This window comes from Demequina sp., from assembly GCF_049841215.1.
Taxonomy (GTDB): Bacteria; Actinomycetota; Actinomycetes; order Actinomycetales; family Demequinaceae; genus Demequina.
This window is the reverse complement of record NZ_JASGEO010000024.1, coordinates 148,014-162,313: the sequence shown is the minus strand read 5'-3', so window position 1 is coordinate 162,313 and position 14,300 is coordinate 148,014. Positions and strand designations below refer to the sequence as shown.

Here is a 14,300-nt window from a genome sequence, read left to right as displayed (position 1 = left end):
CGGCACATGGCGTCGCTCGTGGGCCAGGGGGGCCTTGACGAGGCCTTGCAGTCTCGCCTTGCGCTTGTTGAGGAGCGGCTTCGCGATGCGGTGTCGCAGTCCGATCGCCTCGCGGACGCGACGTCCCGTCACCTCGTGAACGCCGGGGGCAAGCGCCTTCGCCCCGCTCTCGCGTTGTTGACCGCGCATCTTGGCGACGCCTCGCGGCCCGAGGTTGTCGACGCGGCCGTCGTCGTTGAGCTCACCCACCTGGCCACTCTGTATCACGACGACGTCATGGATTCCGCGCCCACTCGGCGTGGTGCTCCCGCGGCCCACGAGGTGTGGGGAAACTCGGTAGCGATCCTCACTGGGGACCTGCTGTTCGCGCGCGCCTCCGCCGTGGTCGCCGGCCTTGGTCCGCAAGCCGTGCGCATTCAGGCAGAGACCTTTGAGCGCCTCTGCCTTGGCCAGCTTCACGAGACCGTTGGCCCGTCTGCCGACGACGACGCGATCGAGTTCTACCTGCAGGTGCTCGCGGACAAGACTGGTTCGCTTATCGCCACCTCCGCGCGCTTTGGCGCGATGTTTGCCGGGTGTGCCCCCGCGGTGGTGCAGCAGGTGACGCGCTATGGCGAGCTGGCGGGCGTGGCCTTCCAGCTTGCCGATGACGTCATCGACGTGCGCTCCGACGCCGCCACCACGGGCAAGACCCCTGGCACGGACCTGCGTGAGGGCGTTGCGACGATGCCCGTGCTGCTGTTGCGACGCAGAGTGGCCTCCGGTGGAAGTGCCGAGGACTCCGACCTCCTTGCCGCTATCGACGGCGACCTGTCCTCCGACGAGGCGCTGGCCGCCGTCGTTGCGTGGCTCTCCACTCACCCCGTCGTGGATGAGACGGCCGCACTTGCGGCGCAGTGGGCGGCACGCGCCAAAGAGGCAATTGCGATGCTCCCCGAGGGTGACGTGAAGGCGTCGCTCATCGACTTCGCGGACTCGCTGGTGGCTCGCACCGCGTAAGGCCGTCATCCCGCGCGCAGTCGCGGGATCGCTAGGGTGGGCACATGTCGCGAGCAACGGATCTCAACGGGGCGGAGCGCTGGGCCGCCGTCGACGCATACATCGAGGACCACTACACGCGGTCCGACGCTGTGGCCGCCACGGTGCTCGAGAATCAGCGAAGTGCGGGGTTGCCAGACATCGCAGTAAGCCCTGCACAAGGAAAGCTCCTGTCAGTTCTTGCCCGCGCATGCGATGCCCGCCGGGTGCTCGAGTTCGGCACCCTCGGCGGATACTCGACGCTGTGGTTTGCTAGGGCCGTCGGGCCGGAGGGCGCCGTGGTGACCTTCGAGCTTGAGCAGCACCATGCCGACGTTGCTATGGCGAGTCTCACCCAGGCCGGGGTCGGAGAGCGCGTGGAGGTGCGCGTCGGCCCTGCGGTGGACAACCTTTCCACGCTCGAGGGTGACGACCCCTTCGATCTGGTGTTCATCGACGCGGACAAGCCCAACAACCTCGCCTACTACCAGGCCGCGATGACGCGCGTGCACCCCGGCACGGTGATCATCGTGGACAACGTGGTGCGGGATGGCGGTCTCATCGACGCGGATTCGGAGGACCCGCGCATCAAGGGCTCGCGGGCGATCGTGGAGTTCGTGGGCGCCGACGTGCGCGTGGAGGCGTCGGTGGTGCAGACCGTTGGCGCCAAGTTCTACGACGGCATGGTCATCGCCACGGTGCTGTAGCCCAACGTTTTTCGCGTCGGCGCCGTGTACAGGGGTAGGGGCGACCAGGGGAGACACTGTGCGGGACTGGCAAGAGATTGTTGAGCGGCTCGTAGCAGAGCGCGGCTCGCGTCTCGTGGCATATGGCCGCATGCTGGTTGGTCCTGGCGACGATGCCGAGGACCTGGTGCACGACGCGATCGTCAAGACCTTCGCGCGCGGCCGCAATATCCACGACGTGGACCACGCGGAGGCGTACGTGCGCCGCGTGATGCCCACGCTCATCATCGATCGATCGCGATCACGGGCGGCGCGCTCTCGCACCACGCAACGAGCATTTGAACGCGAGCGTGGCGGCGCGGACCTCGACGCCGGCGTCGACGTGCGGCGGGCGCTTTCCACACTGCCGCCGCGCGAGCGTGCGTGCGTGGTGCTCAGGTTCTTTGACGACCTCACCGTTCCCCAAATCGCCGCCCAGCTGGGCCTCGCGGAGGGAACGGTCAAGCGATACCTGGCCGACGCGTCGGGCACGCTGGCATCCCAGCTTGCCGTGGATGCCGAACCAGGGGAGAAGGTGCGGGTCTCCGCGCCAGGGAAGGAGGGGCGATGAACACGCTAGGCGACGCCCTGAATGAGTCATTTGCTGCGGACGCCGGGCGCGCGAATGCGCTCGACGCTGGCCGGATGGTTGGCGCTATTCGCCGTCGGCGGGCGGCGCGGGCCGCTGGCATGGGCACTGCGGCCGCCGTGGGAATCGGCGCGGTTGGAGCCGTGTGGTGGCTCGCCCCTGGCGGGCGCTGGGCGAGCCCCGCGCAGCAGTTGCCGAGCGATTCATGCACGGACGCAGAGCTTTACCTGCGACCAAACCCAGGGGCCCTTGGAGACGCACCCATCGACTACCGCGTCTACCAGGATCTACGGCCCAACGCTCCGCACAGGGGCGTGCACGTGGTGAATCTCGATGGCGTTGTCACCGATGTCCAACCGGATGAGAACGGGGACTACGTCTACAACGGAGACGTCCTCGTTAGCCACGATCTGCCCGAAGAGGTCTTAGAGCTGCCCATGGTGGGGGAGTTCGGAGAGCAAGGCGGTGGCGGCGACCTGTGGGACGGTGTCTCACCGCAGACCGATGACTATGAATGGACGATGGTTCTCCCCGAAGATCTTCCTACGGGCTTCGACACGGTCATGCTCTCAAGCTCGTTGCGACTGGCGATGGGTCTTGGTGGTGCCGGCTACGACTCCAGTTATGTGCCGCACGGAGCCGTGACCGACGAGATCATCACCACGACCGATGGCGGCACGGAAGTAAGCCGCGTCGACTACGGGGGCCCCAGCGGTGTCGGCGATGACCTCTCTAGCGTGGCTTCGGTGGCCCTTCGGGTCACGCTCGCGACAGGCGAGACGTACACGTTCACGGCTCAGCACCACGCGGTGGACCCGGCCCTGCTCGAATGCGCATCGAACTCGTCGAGCGTCACGGTAACGGCTACCGGCACTCCAGAGCCCGCGGCCACTGGCAGCTTGCCAGGCTCATCCCCAGATCCGGGAGTCTCTCAAGGGGGCACTCCGGAGGCGCTCTCGGGCCCCGAGTCCGCTGTCTTCGCGTGTGGCGCCCTCATGCCGGACGAGTTGAACGGCACCGTGGGGCTGGACGTGACCTGGGCAGAGGGGAAGGTTCCTCACCCGGTCGAGTCCGACGCGACGATCGACCTGGGCACCGGGGGAGTCCTCATCACGGGCGATCTCGAGAGCACCTTTGGCGACGGCGCCACATCCTTTACGCCGGGGTGGTCTGGAACCTGGCAAGCCTCTGGCGACCGCGTGTTTGGCGCGGGCCTCTATACATGGTCTGGTGCGGTGCTCAACGGCAGGGTTGTTGGGGCGCTCGCCGTAGACGGGGAGGACGCCTCAGGGTTTGGGCCCAACGATGCGGCCGGCGGCGCGCCACAAACTGACGGCACCACGCTGGTCTACCAGAGCATCTACCAGCCGCTCGATCGCCTGGTGCCGTGCGGCAACTACACGCAAGCCGATCTCGTTGACTCGCAGTTCGTCGTCTTCCTTGGCACCGGTCTGGGCGCCGACAGCTACGAGTTCGGATGGATCGCACTCGACACCACCGGGGAGTGATCCCGGCGAGAACTAGACGTTCTCCGCAAACTCCGGCTCCTCGTCTGGGTTGCCTCGCCGCGACCACGCGCGCCACGAGTCCACGGTGATGAACACCAGAGCCACCCACACCAGCCCAAAGCCGATCCACCGCCCGGCAGGCATGGGCTCGTGGAAGTGCCACACGGCGAGCATGAACATCATGGTGGGAGCGATGTACTGCAATAGCCCCGTGATGTTGAGTGGCAGGCGCGCGGCCCCCGCCGCGAACAGCAGCAGCGCGCCAACGGTGGCCACGCCGGAGAACATCAGCAGAAGGTCGTGGTGGAGGCCAAGGCCCTCCGAGCCCCGCGAGCCGAACGTGAGTCGATCGCCGAGCCCCATCCACACCAGCACCGCCACGGCGAAGGGGAACAGCACCAGTGTCTCCACGGTGAGTCCCGTGATCGCATCAACCGAGGCGCCCACGCGCTTCTTGATGAGCCCGTAGAACCCAAAGCTGAGCGCAAGCGCTAACGAGATCCACGGCAGCTCACCCATCTCAAAGCCGATGACAGCGACAGCCGCCGCTGCGATCGACACCGCCACCAACTGCATCCTCCGCAGCCGCTCGCCGAGCACCAGCACGCCAAGCGCCACCGTCACGAGCGGGTTGATGTAATAGCCAAGCGATGCGGACGCCACTCGGTCCGTCACCACCGCGAACACGTAAATGAGCCAGTTGGCCGCGATCAGCACCGCGGCGAGCGCGAGCGTCCAGAACGCGCGCCGATTGCCCAGCACAACGCGCAACCGCTGCCACCCGCGCACGAACGTGACAATGACGAGGCACACCACGAGCGACCACACCGCCCGCTGTGCCGTGATCTCAAGCGCGCCCGCGGGAATGAGCGCGTGCATGAGCAGCGGGAAGAGGCCCCAGATGACGTAGGCCGACGCTCCAAAGAGCAGTCCCTTCCTGTCCAGTGGGGTGCTCGTCACCTCAGCATTGTTTCAGGCCCGACGCTCGCACCATGGCCGCTCACGCCTCAAGTGGCCCCTGGATTGGCCCCCGAATTACGAGTCCAGCGCCGCGATGTACGCGAGCAGATAGGTCCGCGAGTTTCCGTCATCTATTGCCCCAGGCGGAAGGTTGAGGGCAGCCGTCCACGACTCTGATCGCGCCTCGAGCCCCTGGAGTGCCTGGTACATGAGGATGTAGTCCCCAAACTGGGCGGGAGCTCCGGCCTCCGCGATGGTGGTGGCGATGTGGCCAGCATCAATCGCACTCAGGTACGCAACAGAGAACGGCGCCATGGGGATCAGCTGGATGCCCAGCATCGCGGAGGGCTCGGGGCTGAACCACGTGGCGTAGTCCCGCTTCGCGCCCCACTCCATCGCCACGATCGAGTGCTCGTACTCGGGGAACGCCGCCAGGTCCGGTGCCAGCCACAGCCGTCGCGCGGTGTCTGCCTCGAGCGAGAGCATCCACGTGGCGCGCGCCTCGAGCGCCGCGTTCCCGCGAACCTCGGCCCACAGCGCTACGGCGTTCCACGCGGACACTGCCTCGGAACTTGACTCCTGGTTGTTGCCATCGGCGAATGGCGCGAACCCCGACGCCCACGAGTGGCCCGCCGCCGGGTCAAACGTGCGGATGGCGGGGAAGTCTGGTGAGGCGCCGCTGGCCGCAGCAATGTCGGCGCTTGCAATGTCAGCAGCAACCTGGTCAAACACGGGCCCGATCGCCTCGCCGAGCGCAGGGTCATCCGCCGAAGCGACCGCCGCCGCGTACAGCAGATACCCATAGTGGAAGTGATGGTCGTTGAAGTCCTCTGAACCGAACGCCGGGGTCACGCCAACCACGCCGCGCAGCATGGGGTCGTACACGAAGCACCTGGCCTCGCCGCTCGCGCACCGATCCGCAGTTCCCCATTCGCCGAGCGCCTCCGCGAGTGCCGCCCGCACGGTCTCGGCGGCCTCTTCCTCGCCCAATTCTGTGGCGATCGTCAGCAGGTTGGCCATGCGGTACAGCGCCTTTCCTCCAAAGTAGCTGTCCGACGGCACGGCTGGCAGGGCGGCCACGTCTCCCTTGAGTGCGGTGATGATCGCTTCGCGCTGGTCGTCGGTGATGCGCGACAGGTCGAGCTCCCCACTGGGAGCGACGGCCGGGACATCCCACGACACCTGCCCTGCTGCGCAAACCTCGAACTCGCCGTCGATCGTGGCGTAGGTGCCCAGCTCGCAGTCGAGCCCGTCGGCCCGCCATGAGGGGACCGCCACCACGGTCTTGGCCCCGTAGGTGAGACTGGTGCTGGCCGACGGCTGGCTCACCTTTCCGGTCCATTCCGCCGCGTGCACGGGGTCGCCGAGGGCATCCGCGAAGGCCTTCACGTCGCCCCCGTTTGGCACCGCGAAGAACTGGGCGCTGCCGCCCTCATCCAACTGGATCGTGGTGCCGTCGATCACGCCGTCGCGCACCACCACTGCGTACTGAGTGCCGTTGATCGCTGCCTCGCCGATGCCTTCGCCCGCCGCGACGAAAGGTGAGCCGAGCGTCATGGTGGCCGCAGCGTCGGCCATCACGCCCACCACCGGCCAGCCTTGGGCGAGGGTGACCTCGACGTCCCCCATCGAGATGCCAACGGCCACCGGATCCGCGTGGCTCACCACTCCGTAGCCTGCCGCGCCCATGACGGTCACTGAGAGGTCGGCGCTCGCGGGTGCCATGATCGCTTGAGCGCTCGCGGCGGGCCGCGTGAGGCCCATCGTGAACCCACCCTCGCTAGGGGCGAACGACAGCGGCTTGGGGAACACCGGAAGCCCGGGATCCCCGAACGCGAGCGACGAGTACCAGCGATTGGTTGGCGGCACCACATCATCTGCCAGGCGCATCGCCACGTCCACGCCGAGAGACTGCTCCGGCACGGTCACCGCGGGCGGAGGTAACTCGGGCGGCGCGCTCGATGCCGAACCGTCGCCCCCTGCGGTGCACGCGGCAAGCGCGCAGGCCACGGCCAGCGCCCCCGCCGCTACGGAGAGGGGGCGCTGGGTCATAGGCCGATCTTCCGCGCGAAGTCGCTGAGCGCATCATGGACTCCCGCGAGCGGCCCGTCATCGTGCAGGCTCACCGAGACGTCGAGCGGGGTGCCGGGTTTGAGGAGGGGCGCGGGCTCCGCGGTGGCGAGTCCGTCCGAGGCAATGGTCGCCGTCACGTGGGCGTTGCCGTCCACCGTCTCGACGGTGAGGTCATCCACGGCGCCGTCGAACTCGGTGCCGTTGGGCAGGCGCAGCGTGACCGCGGCGCCGTCATCGATGCGCGAGAAATCGCGCGGGGTCAGCACGAACTCCGCCTCCGCGTAAAGCGATCCCGCCGCATCGATCGTCGCGAGCACCGCTCCCTGGGAGACGTATGAGCCCTCGTCCATGTCGATGTTGGAGACAACCCCCGTGGTGGCCGCACTGATGACGAGCGTGCCGTCTTGCTGGACGGACTCCTGGCCGGGAGAGACAGCGCCGGTGGCGATGTCGCGCTCCAACTGGAGGCTGCGCACCGCGAACATCCGTTGGCCCTCCTTCACCTCATCGCCCTCGTCCACGAACGAATCGGTGATGATGCCGGCGTAATCGGTGCCCACGTCGTACAGTTGCGCGGCAATCTGTGCGCTGTTGCTCGTGGCGTGCGTTTGGCGCTGGTTGAACACCAAGAGCGCACCCGCGGTGATGATGAGCACCACCAGCAGGCCAACGAACATCTTCAATCGGTTTGCCCACGTCATGACACCACCTCCGCGATGTGATCGTTTGCGGCTTCGGAAACCGGGCGCGCCACCACGGTGACGGGAGGGGGAGAGGCGACCACAGCGTCGGGCATATCCGGAACCAAGGGAAGGCCCTTGCGTAGCGCGCGGGCCTCGCGGCGAGCCGTGAGCATGAAGCCGCCCATGATGACCGTGTTGGTGAGATTCCACGCGGTGGCGAGAGTGAAGACGCCGTTGTCGACGTCTCGCCAGATGGCCACGAGCGAGGTCAGCACCAGGAACACGAAGAACATCACCTGGGGAATGATGAAGTTGAACGGCGACGAGCCGCGCGCGGTGCCCGTTGCCTGCCAGCCCACATCCTTGCCCTTGAGCACATTCATGAACGCCTTGATGTAGATGGGGAAGCTCACCGTGGCGAGGGTGAGCGTCTGCCAGCGGAACGAGCCAACCGTGTACCAGGCCAGCACAATCTGCATCACGTAGAAACCCGAGTAGTACAGCAGCCAGGTGCCAACCGAGATCGTGAGGTTCATGGGGCGCAGGTCAAAGTAGATCTCGAGCGGCGGCACGAGCAGCAGGATGAACGGGCAGATGCCGGTGAGGTAGAACGACGCGGTGACCAGATACTGGATGCGCTGGTCCATGGTGAGGCGGCGGCGTGGGCTTAGCGGGTTGTGCGTCAGCAGGATCTCGAAGCCACCCGTTGCCCAGCGCAACTGCTGCTTCGAGTACGCCTCGACCGTTTCTGGAGCGTCGCCGACCGCGAGCACCGTGGGGATGAACACCGAGCGCCAGCCGCGTTCGTGGAGCATGAGCGAGGTCCATACGTCCTCGGACTTGGACTGGGTGTACATGCCGCCGATGTCGTCGATGGCGGCGCGCCTAAACACCACGTTTGTGCCCACGCAGAACGCCGCGTTGAAACGATTGCGGCCCGGCTGGATGAAGCGATAGAACACGGCCTGCATGTAGGCCGCGCCGCGGGCGATGGTGGTGTGGAGGTTGCCGTAGGTCTGCGGGGTCTGCACAAACGCAACGTCAGGGTCTACGAAGAAGGGGACCGTCTCCACGAGGAAGTCTTGGGCGGGGACAAAGTCGGCGTCGAAGATCGCGAAAAAGTCGCCCTTCGCGAGCGTGAGCGCGTGGTTGACATTGCCCGCCTTGGCACCGCCAGAGCTCAGCCGCCGCACATACCGGGCGCCCAGTGTGCCGCACATGTCCCGCACCTGGTCGCTGCGGCCGTCGTCGAGCACCCACGTGCGGTGGCGGCCCTTGATGGCGAGCGCTGCGGTCACCGTGCGGCGGATGATGTCGATGTCTTCGCCGTACACCGTGATGAACACGTCCACGTACACCCGCTGGTCGTTGACCTGCAGCGGCCATTCGCTTGGGTTGCCAGCGTGGGAGCGGCCAAAGAGCAGCCGCTGGGTGCGGTGAAAGGCAAAGTCTCGCGGATCAACGCTGCCCGCGAGGATGGTCCACATCGCGAGCAGGGCGTGCGCCACGAGCACCGATTCCGCGCTGATGACCATGATGTAGGGCAGCGCATCTCCGCGGTTGGCCGGGTTCAGCAGGAACGCCGAGTACACGAGAATGCCCAGGGTGGCGATGAGCACCAGCAGCGTCATCACCGGCGAATGCGCGCCGGTCCGGTTGTTTTCCGCCATGTCGTCCCCCAATGGTGAGCGAGGGAGCGAACCGCTCCCCCCGGAGTTGGTTCGACGACTTTGGCGCGTGCGTTGTCAGGCTAAGCCCCGTTGGAGGTCCATTGGGTGTCCGCTTTGTTAACTCTGCGTGAAGAAACCAGGGACCGGTTTCAGGTAGCGATACGGCCCGACGCTGTGGCCGGGTCAGATTGTCAGGTACCCGTCCACGCCGGTTCCGGGCACCGCGGCCCTCGCCGTTCCCGCGGCGAGCGTGTTGCCGTCCTGCGGGTCGACGAGGCAGAACGCGCCGGTGCGGCGGTGGTTGCCGTAGTCCTCAATCGCAAGCGGCTGTGCCAGCTGCAGCGCCACCACACCGATGTCGTTGAGGCCCAACTCGAGGTCTTCGCCCGCGATGATTGAGGCGTCGAGGGTGCCGCCGGGAAGCGAGATGTCGAGAGTTCCCTCGATGCCCGTGACCATCGCCTGCACGAGCGACGAGCCGTGTTGCACGAGCACGCGATCGCGCACGCGCAGCGGACGCTCGGAGAGCCAGGCCACGTGGGCGTGGAAGTTCTTGACCGCGAGCGCAGCATCCCCCGCGGCGCTGAGCAGATCGCCGCGCGCCACGTCCACGTCGTCGGCAAGCCGCACAGAGATCGAGGCGCCGGCGGGAGCTGAGGTGAGGGGGCCGTCGGCCGTATCGATGCCGGCAACGGTGGTGCGGCGGCCAGAGGGCTGGACCACCACGGCGTCGCCGACGCGGATGGTGCCCTCCGCAACCTGGCCCGCGTAGCCGCGGTACTCGCGATACTCGGGGCTCACGGCGGCGTCTTGGGGGCGCAGCACGTACTGAACGGGAACGCGCCACCCGCCTTGGGCGATCGCGGCGAGTTCGTCCGCGCCGGGAACGGTCTCGAGTAGTTCGAGCACCGTGGGGCCTTCGTACCAAGACGTGCGGGCCGAGCGCTCGACGACGTTGTCGCCCTCAAGGGCGGAGACGGGGATCGCCACAACATCAGGCATGCCGAGCTTGGCCGCGTGGGAGGCAACGTCGGCGGCGATCTCCTCGAACGGTTCGCGCGCAAAGTCGATGAGGTCGATCTTGTTGACCGCCACCACCACGTGCGGAACGCGCAACAGCGCGGCAACCGCGAGGTGGCGACGCGTCTGCTCCACCACTCCGTGGCGTGCGTCAACGAGAACGATGAGCGCATCCGCGGTGGACGCTCCCGTCACGGTGTTGCGCGTGTACTGCACGTGGCCGGGGCAGTCGGCGAGGATGAACGTGCGGTTGGGGGTGGAGAAGTAGCGGTAGGCGACATCGATCGTGATGCCCTGCTCGCGCTCCGCGCGCAGCCCGTCCGTGAGGAGGGCGAGGTCCACGGTCTCTGCGCCGCGGGCACGCGAGACGCGTTCCACGGCCTCGTAGGCGTCCGCGAGGATCGACTTGGTGTCATACAAGAGCCGCCCAACCAGCGTGGACTTGCCGTCGTCGACGGAGCCGGCGGTGGCGAAGCGCAGCAGCGAGGTAGTCCGAGTCTCAGTAAGCGTACTCACTAGAAGTACCCCTCTTTCTTGCGGTCTTCCATGGCGGCCTCGCTCAAGCGATCATCGGCGCGAGTGGCGCCGCGCTCGGTGATGCGCGTGGCCGCCACCTCGGCGATGACATCGGCAACCGTGGCCGCCTCAGACTCCACCGCACCCGTGCACGAGGCGTCCCCCACCGTGCGGTACCTGACCGTCTTGGTGACCACAGCGTCGGCCGGGCCAACGGGAACCGCGGGGTGCGGGGTGAGCCACATGCCGTCCCTCAAGAACACGGACCGCTCGTGTGCGTAGTACAAGGACGGCAGTTCGATGCCTTCGCGCTCGATGTAGCGCCACACGTCAAGCTCGGTCCAGTTGCTGAGTGGGAACACGCGAACGTGCTGACCGGGCAGGTGGCGCGTGTTGTAGAGGTTCCATAGCTCGGGGCGTTGGTTGCGCGGATCCCACTGGCCAAACTCGTCGCGGAGGCTGACCACGCGCTCCTTGGCGCGGGCCTTCTCCTCGTCGCGGCGAGCGCCGCCGAAGACGACGTCGTACTGGTGGCCTGCGATCGCGTCGAGCAGCGGCACCGTCTGCAGCGGATTGCGCGTGCCGTCAGGACGCTCCCGGAGGCGACCGTCGTCGATGTAGTCCTGGACGGACGCAACCTGCAGCCGCAGGCCCAGGCGGGAAACCGTCGCGTCGCGGTAGTCGAGCACCTCGTCAAAGTTGTGGCCGGTGTCCACGTGCAGCAGTTCCACGGGAACGCGCGCGGGCCAGAACGCCTTGGTGGCCAGGTGCAGCACCACCACGGAGTCCTTGCCGCCGCTGAAGAGGATGACGGGCTTTCGCGCCGTCGCCACCGCCTCGCGGATGATGTGGATGGCCTCCGCCTCGAGGGCGCGCAGGGTGTCCACTTGAGTGTCCACAGTCTCGATGCTCACTTGTGAATCCCGCATTCCGTCTTGTCGGTGCCCGCCCAGCGCCCAGAGCGCGGGTCCTCGCCAGCGGCCACCTTGCGCGTGCACGGCTCGCACCCAATAGAGGGGTAGCCCCGCGCCACCAAGGGGTTGCGCGGCAGTCCATGGGCCGTCTGATAGATCTCCACCTGGAAGTCGCTCCACAGCGCGATGGGGTTGATCTTCACCAAACCGTGATTGTCATCCCAGGTAATGACGGGCATGTTGGCGCGCGTCACCGCATCCACGCGGCGCGCCCCGGTTACCCACGCGTCGTACCCGGCCAGCGCGCGCGCGAGTGGGTCCACCTTGCGCATGAAGCAGCACGTGTTGGGGTCGCGTGCGAAGAGGTCCTTGCCAAACTCGGCGTCCTGCTCCTCGACGGTCTGGCGCGGCATCACGTTCACCACCGTGATGGGGAAGGCCTTCGCCGCGCGCTCCCGAGTCTCGAGCGTTTCCTTGAAGTGGTAACCCGTCTCGAGGAACAGCACGTCAACGCCGGCCAGTCGCGCACCAAAGAGGTGCGGAAGGATCGTGTCCTGCATGGACGACGCTACGGCCAGTTTGGTTCCAAACGTCGCCACGGCCCAATCGGCGATTTCTTCGGCGCTCGCGTTCTCCAGGCGTGCGTTGACCTCGGCGCACGTGATCGCATTCCACGTGGTGGGGTTGGCGGCGACGAGTTCGGCAGTAGTGGTCACGGCGTTCACTTGATGAGCTCCTCTTCCACCCGGAACGCCCAGTCCGCGAACTGCTCGCCGTCCTCACGGGTGGCGAGGTAATTCTTGGTGACGCGCTCCACGTACTCAGGCATGCCGTCGGCCTTGACCTTGTGGGCGCGAATCTTGCGCCCAAAATCGTTGTCGTCCCCGCGTCCAAGCCGGCCGCCAAGGTGCACCTGGAAGCCGGGCACCTGCTCGCCGGACTCCTCGTCGAGCACCATCTGGCCCTTGAAGCCGATGTCCGCGATCTGCACGCGCGCGCAAGAGTTGGGGCACCCGTTGACGTGCACGGTGATGGGGGAGTCGAGAGTGGGGAAGATCTCGTCGAGCTTCTTGACCACCTCGCGAGCCGTCACCTTGGTCTCGACGATCGCGAGCTTGCAGTATTCGATTCCCGTGCAGGCGATGACGTTGCGGTGGAACTCGCCGGGGCTCGAGTCGAGCTCGAGGGCGCGCAGGCCGTTGACCACGTCGTTGACCTTGTTCTCAGGGACGTCGAGCACGAGGATCTTCTGCAGCGGGGTCAGGCGAATGCGGTTGGAGCCCGCGGCCTCTGCGATGTCCGCGATCTTCAGCAGTGTGGTGCCGCTGATGCGGCCGGCCACGGGCGCCACGCCAACGTAATAGTTGCCGTCCTTCTGCTCGTGGATGCCCACGTGATCGCCGCGCTCGGCGGGGGTGGACAGCTGCGGAGCGGGGCCCTTGGGCAGCTCGTAGTGCAGGTACTCGTCCTGGAGCACCTGGAGGAACTTCTCCGGTCCCCACTCCTTCACGAGGAATTTGAGGCGAGCGCGCGTGCGCAGGCGGCGATAACCGTAGTCGCGGAAGATGCTGATGACGCCCTTCCACACCTCGTGCGCGATCTCGGGCTTGACGAAGACGCCAAGGCGGTGGCCAAGGAACGGGTTCACCGAGAGGCCGCCGCCCACCCACAGGTCGTAGCCGATGCCCAACTCTGGGTGCTCCACGGCGCAGAAGGCGATGTCTTGCACCTCGTGGAGGATGTCGGGGACGGGCATGCCCGTGAACGCGGTCTTGAACTTGCGCGGCAGGTTGGAGAACTCGGGGTCTCCGATGTAGCGGTCAACGATCTCGCGGATCTGCGGGGTGGGATCGATGAGCTCGTTCTTCGCAACGCCGGCAACGGGGGAGCCGAGCACCACGCGCGGCACGTCGCCGCACGCCTCTTCGCTGAGCAGGCCAACGGACTCGACGCGGTTGAAAATGTCGGGGACGTCCTCGATGCGGATCCAGTGCAACTGGATGTTCTGACGATCGGAGACGTCTGCGGTGTCGCGGGCAAGATCGCGAGAGATGGTGCCGATGGTGCGCGCCTGCTCAAGGGAGAGCTGCCCGCCATCGCTGCGCACGCGCAGCATGAAGTACTCGTCGTCGAGCTCGTGCGGCTCGAGGATCGCGGTCTTGCCGCCATCGATGCCTGGCCGACGCTGTGTATACAGTCCCCACCAGCGGAACCGTCCGCGCAGGTCACCCGGGGGAATGGACCAGAAGCCCCACTTGGAATACATGGTCTCGATGCGCGAGCGCACGGCGAGCGGGTCTCCCGCGGCCTTCATCTCTTCGTTGGGGTTGAGGGGAGTGCGGTCGCCGAGCGCCCACTGTCCATCCTTGTTGACGGTGTCGCGGCGGGCGGCGGCCTCGCGGGTACGAATGAGGCGTGCCTCTTCGCGGTGGCGCCTGCGCTCCTCGGCCTCGGCGGCGGCCGCGTCGTCCGCGGGCGTGCGCGAAGGTGCCGTGGGGGTGGTGTCGGTGGTGGAACTCACCGGCGCTCCTCTAGCGGTGTTGGGCACCGGCCAGCCGGGCAGAGCACCCGGTGTGGCCGAGCGCCCAGGATTGATTGGGACAGTCCATGGGCGGTCAGGCCATG

The 14,300-nt window shown here is 66.9% G+C and carries 12 protein-coding genes; 4 read left to right on the top strand and 8 right to left on the bottom strand.

Annotation, left to right across the window (positions count from 1 at the left end; genetic code table 11):
* Positions 1 to 6: 6 nt before the first annotated feature.
* The 4 genes from QM618_RS12100 to QM618_RS12085 are packed head-to-tail and all read left to right on the top strand — an operon-like array spanning position 7 to position 3,839.
* Positions 7 to 999, top strand: coding sequence for a polyprenyl synthetase family protein (locus tag QM618_RS12100; RefSeq protein WP_428099555.1), 993 nt, complete (start codon positions 7 to 9; stop codon positions 997 to 999).
* Positions 1,000 to 1,043: 44 nt separating this feature from the next.
* Positions 1,044 to 1,724, top strand: coding sequence for an O-methyltransferase (locus tag QM618_RS12095; protein ID WP_428099548.1), 681 nt, complete (start codon positions 1,044 to 1,046; stop codon positions 1,722 to 1,724).
* A gap of 58 nt (positions 1,725 to 1,782) precedes the next feature.
* Positions 1,783 to 2,313 (top strand): sigma-70 family RNA polymerase sigma factor, encoded by a 531-nt coding sequence (locus QM618_RS12090; RefSeq protein ID WP_428099545.1) that lies wholly within the window; start codon positions 1,783 to 1,785, stop codon positions 2,311 to 2,313.
* Positions 2,310 to 3,839, top strand: a complete 1,530-nt coding sequence (locus QM618_RS12085; protein ID WP_428099542.1) for a hypothetical protein — start codon at positions 2,310 to 2,312, stop codon at positions 3,837 to 3,839. The genes QM618_RS12090 and QM618_RS12085 overlap by 4 nt, the downstream gene beginning before the upstream one ends.
* 12 nt (positions 3,840 to 3,851) lie before the next feature.
* Here the strand turns inward: QM618_RS12085 and rarD are convergent, their stop codons facing one another.
* The 8 genes from rarD to QM618_RS12045 form a co-directional block, all read right to left on the bottom strand.
* A complete protein-coding gene (gene rarD / locus QM618_RS12080; RefSeq protein WP_428099539.1) occupies positions 3,852 to 4,799 on the bottom strand; it encodes an EamA family transporter RarD in 948 nt (315 codons plus the stop codon).
* 75 nt (positions 4,800 to 4,874) lie between these two features.
* Positions 4,875 to 6,851, bottom strand: coding sequence for a glycosyl hydrolase (locus tag QM618_RS12075; RefSeq protein ID WP_428099536.1), 1,977 nt, complete (start codon positions 6,849 to 6,851; stop codon positions 4,875 to 4,877).
* Positions 6,848 to 7,573: an HlyD family efflux transporter periplasmic adaptor subunit gene (locus tag QM618_RS12070; protein WP_428099533.1), complete on the bottom strand. Its 726-nt coding sequence runs from the start codon at positions 7,571 to 7,573 to the stop codon at positions 6,848 to 6,850. The genes QM618_RS12075 and QM618_RS12070 overlap by 4 nt, the downstream gene beginning before the upstream one ends.
* Positions 7,570 to 9,225: a glycosyltransferase gene (locus QM618_RS12065; protein WP_428099530.1), complete on the bottom strand. Its 1,656-nt coding sequence runs from the start codon at positions 9,223 to 9,225 to the stop codon at positions 7,570 to 7,572. The genes QM618_RS12070 and QM618_RS12065 overlap by 4 nt, the downstream gene beginning before the upstream one ends.
* 183 nt (positions 9,226 to 9,408) lie before the next feature.
* Entirely contained in the window at positions 9,409 to 10,761 is a 1,353-nt protein-coding gene (locus tag QM618_RS12060; RefSeq protein ID WP_428099526.1) for a sulfate adenylyltransferase subunit 1, read from the bottom strand.
* Positions 10,761 to 11,690, bottom strand: coding sequence for a sulfate adenylyltransferase subunit CysD (gene cysD, locus QM618_RS12055; protein ID WP_428099523.1), 930 nt, complete (start codon positions 11,688 to 11,690; stop codon positions 10,761 to 10,763). The genes QM618_RS12060 and cysD overlap by 1 nt, the downstream gene beginning before the upstream one ends.
* Positions 11,672 to 12,400: a phosphoadenylyl-sulfate reductase gene (locus QM618_RS12050; protein WP_428099520.1), complete on the bottom strand. Its 729-nt coding sequence runs from the start codon at positions 12,398 to 12,400 to the stop codon at positions 11,672 to 11,674. The genes cysD and QM618_RS12050 overlap by 19 nt, the downstream gene beginning before the upstream one ends.
* Complete coding sequence (locus QM618_RS12045) at positions 12,397 to 14,196, bottom strand: nitrite/sulfite reductase (RefSeq protein WP_428099517.1); 1,800 nt, start codon at positions 14,194 to 14,196, stop codon at positions 12,397 to 12,399. The genes QM618_RS12050 and QM618_RS12045 overlap by 4 nt, the downstream gene beginning before the upstream one ends.
* Positions 14,197 to 14,300: the final 104 nt, after the last annotated feature.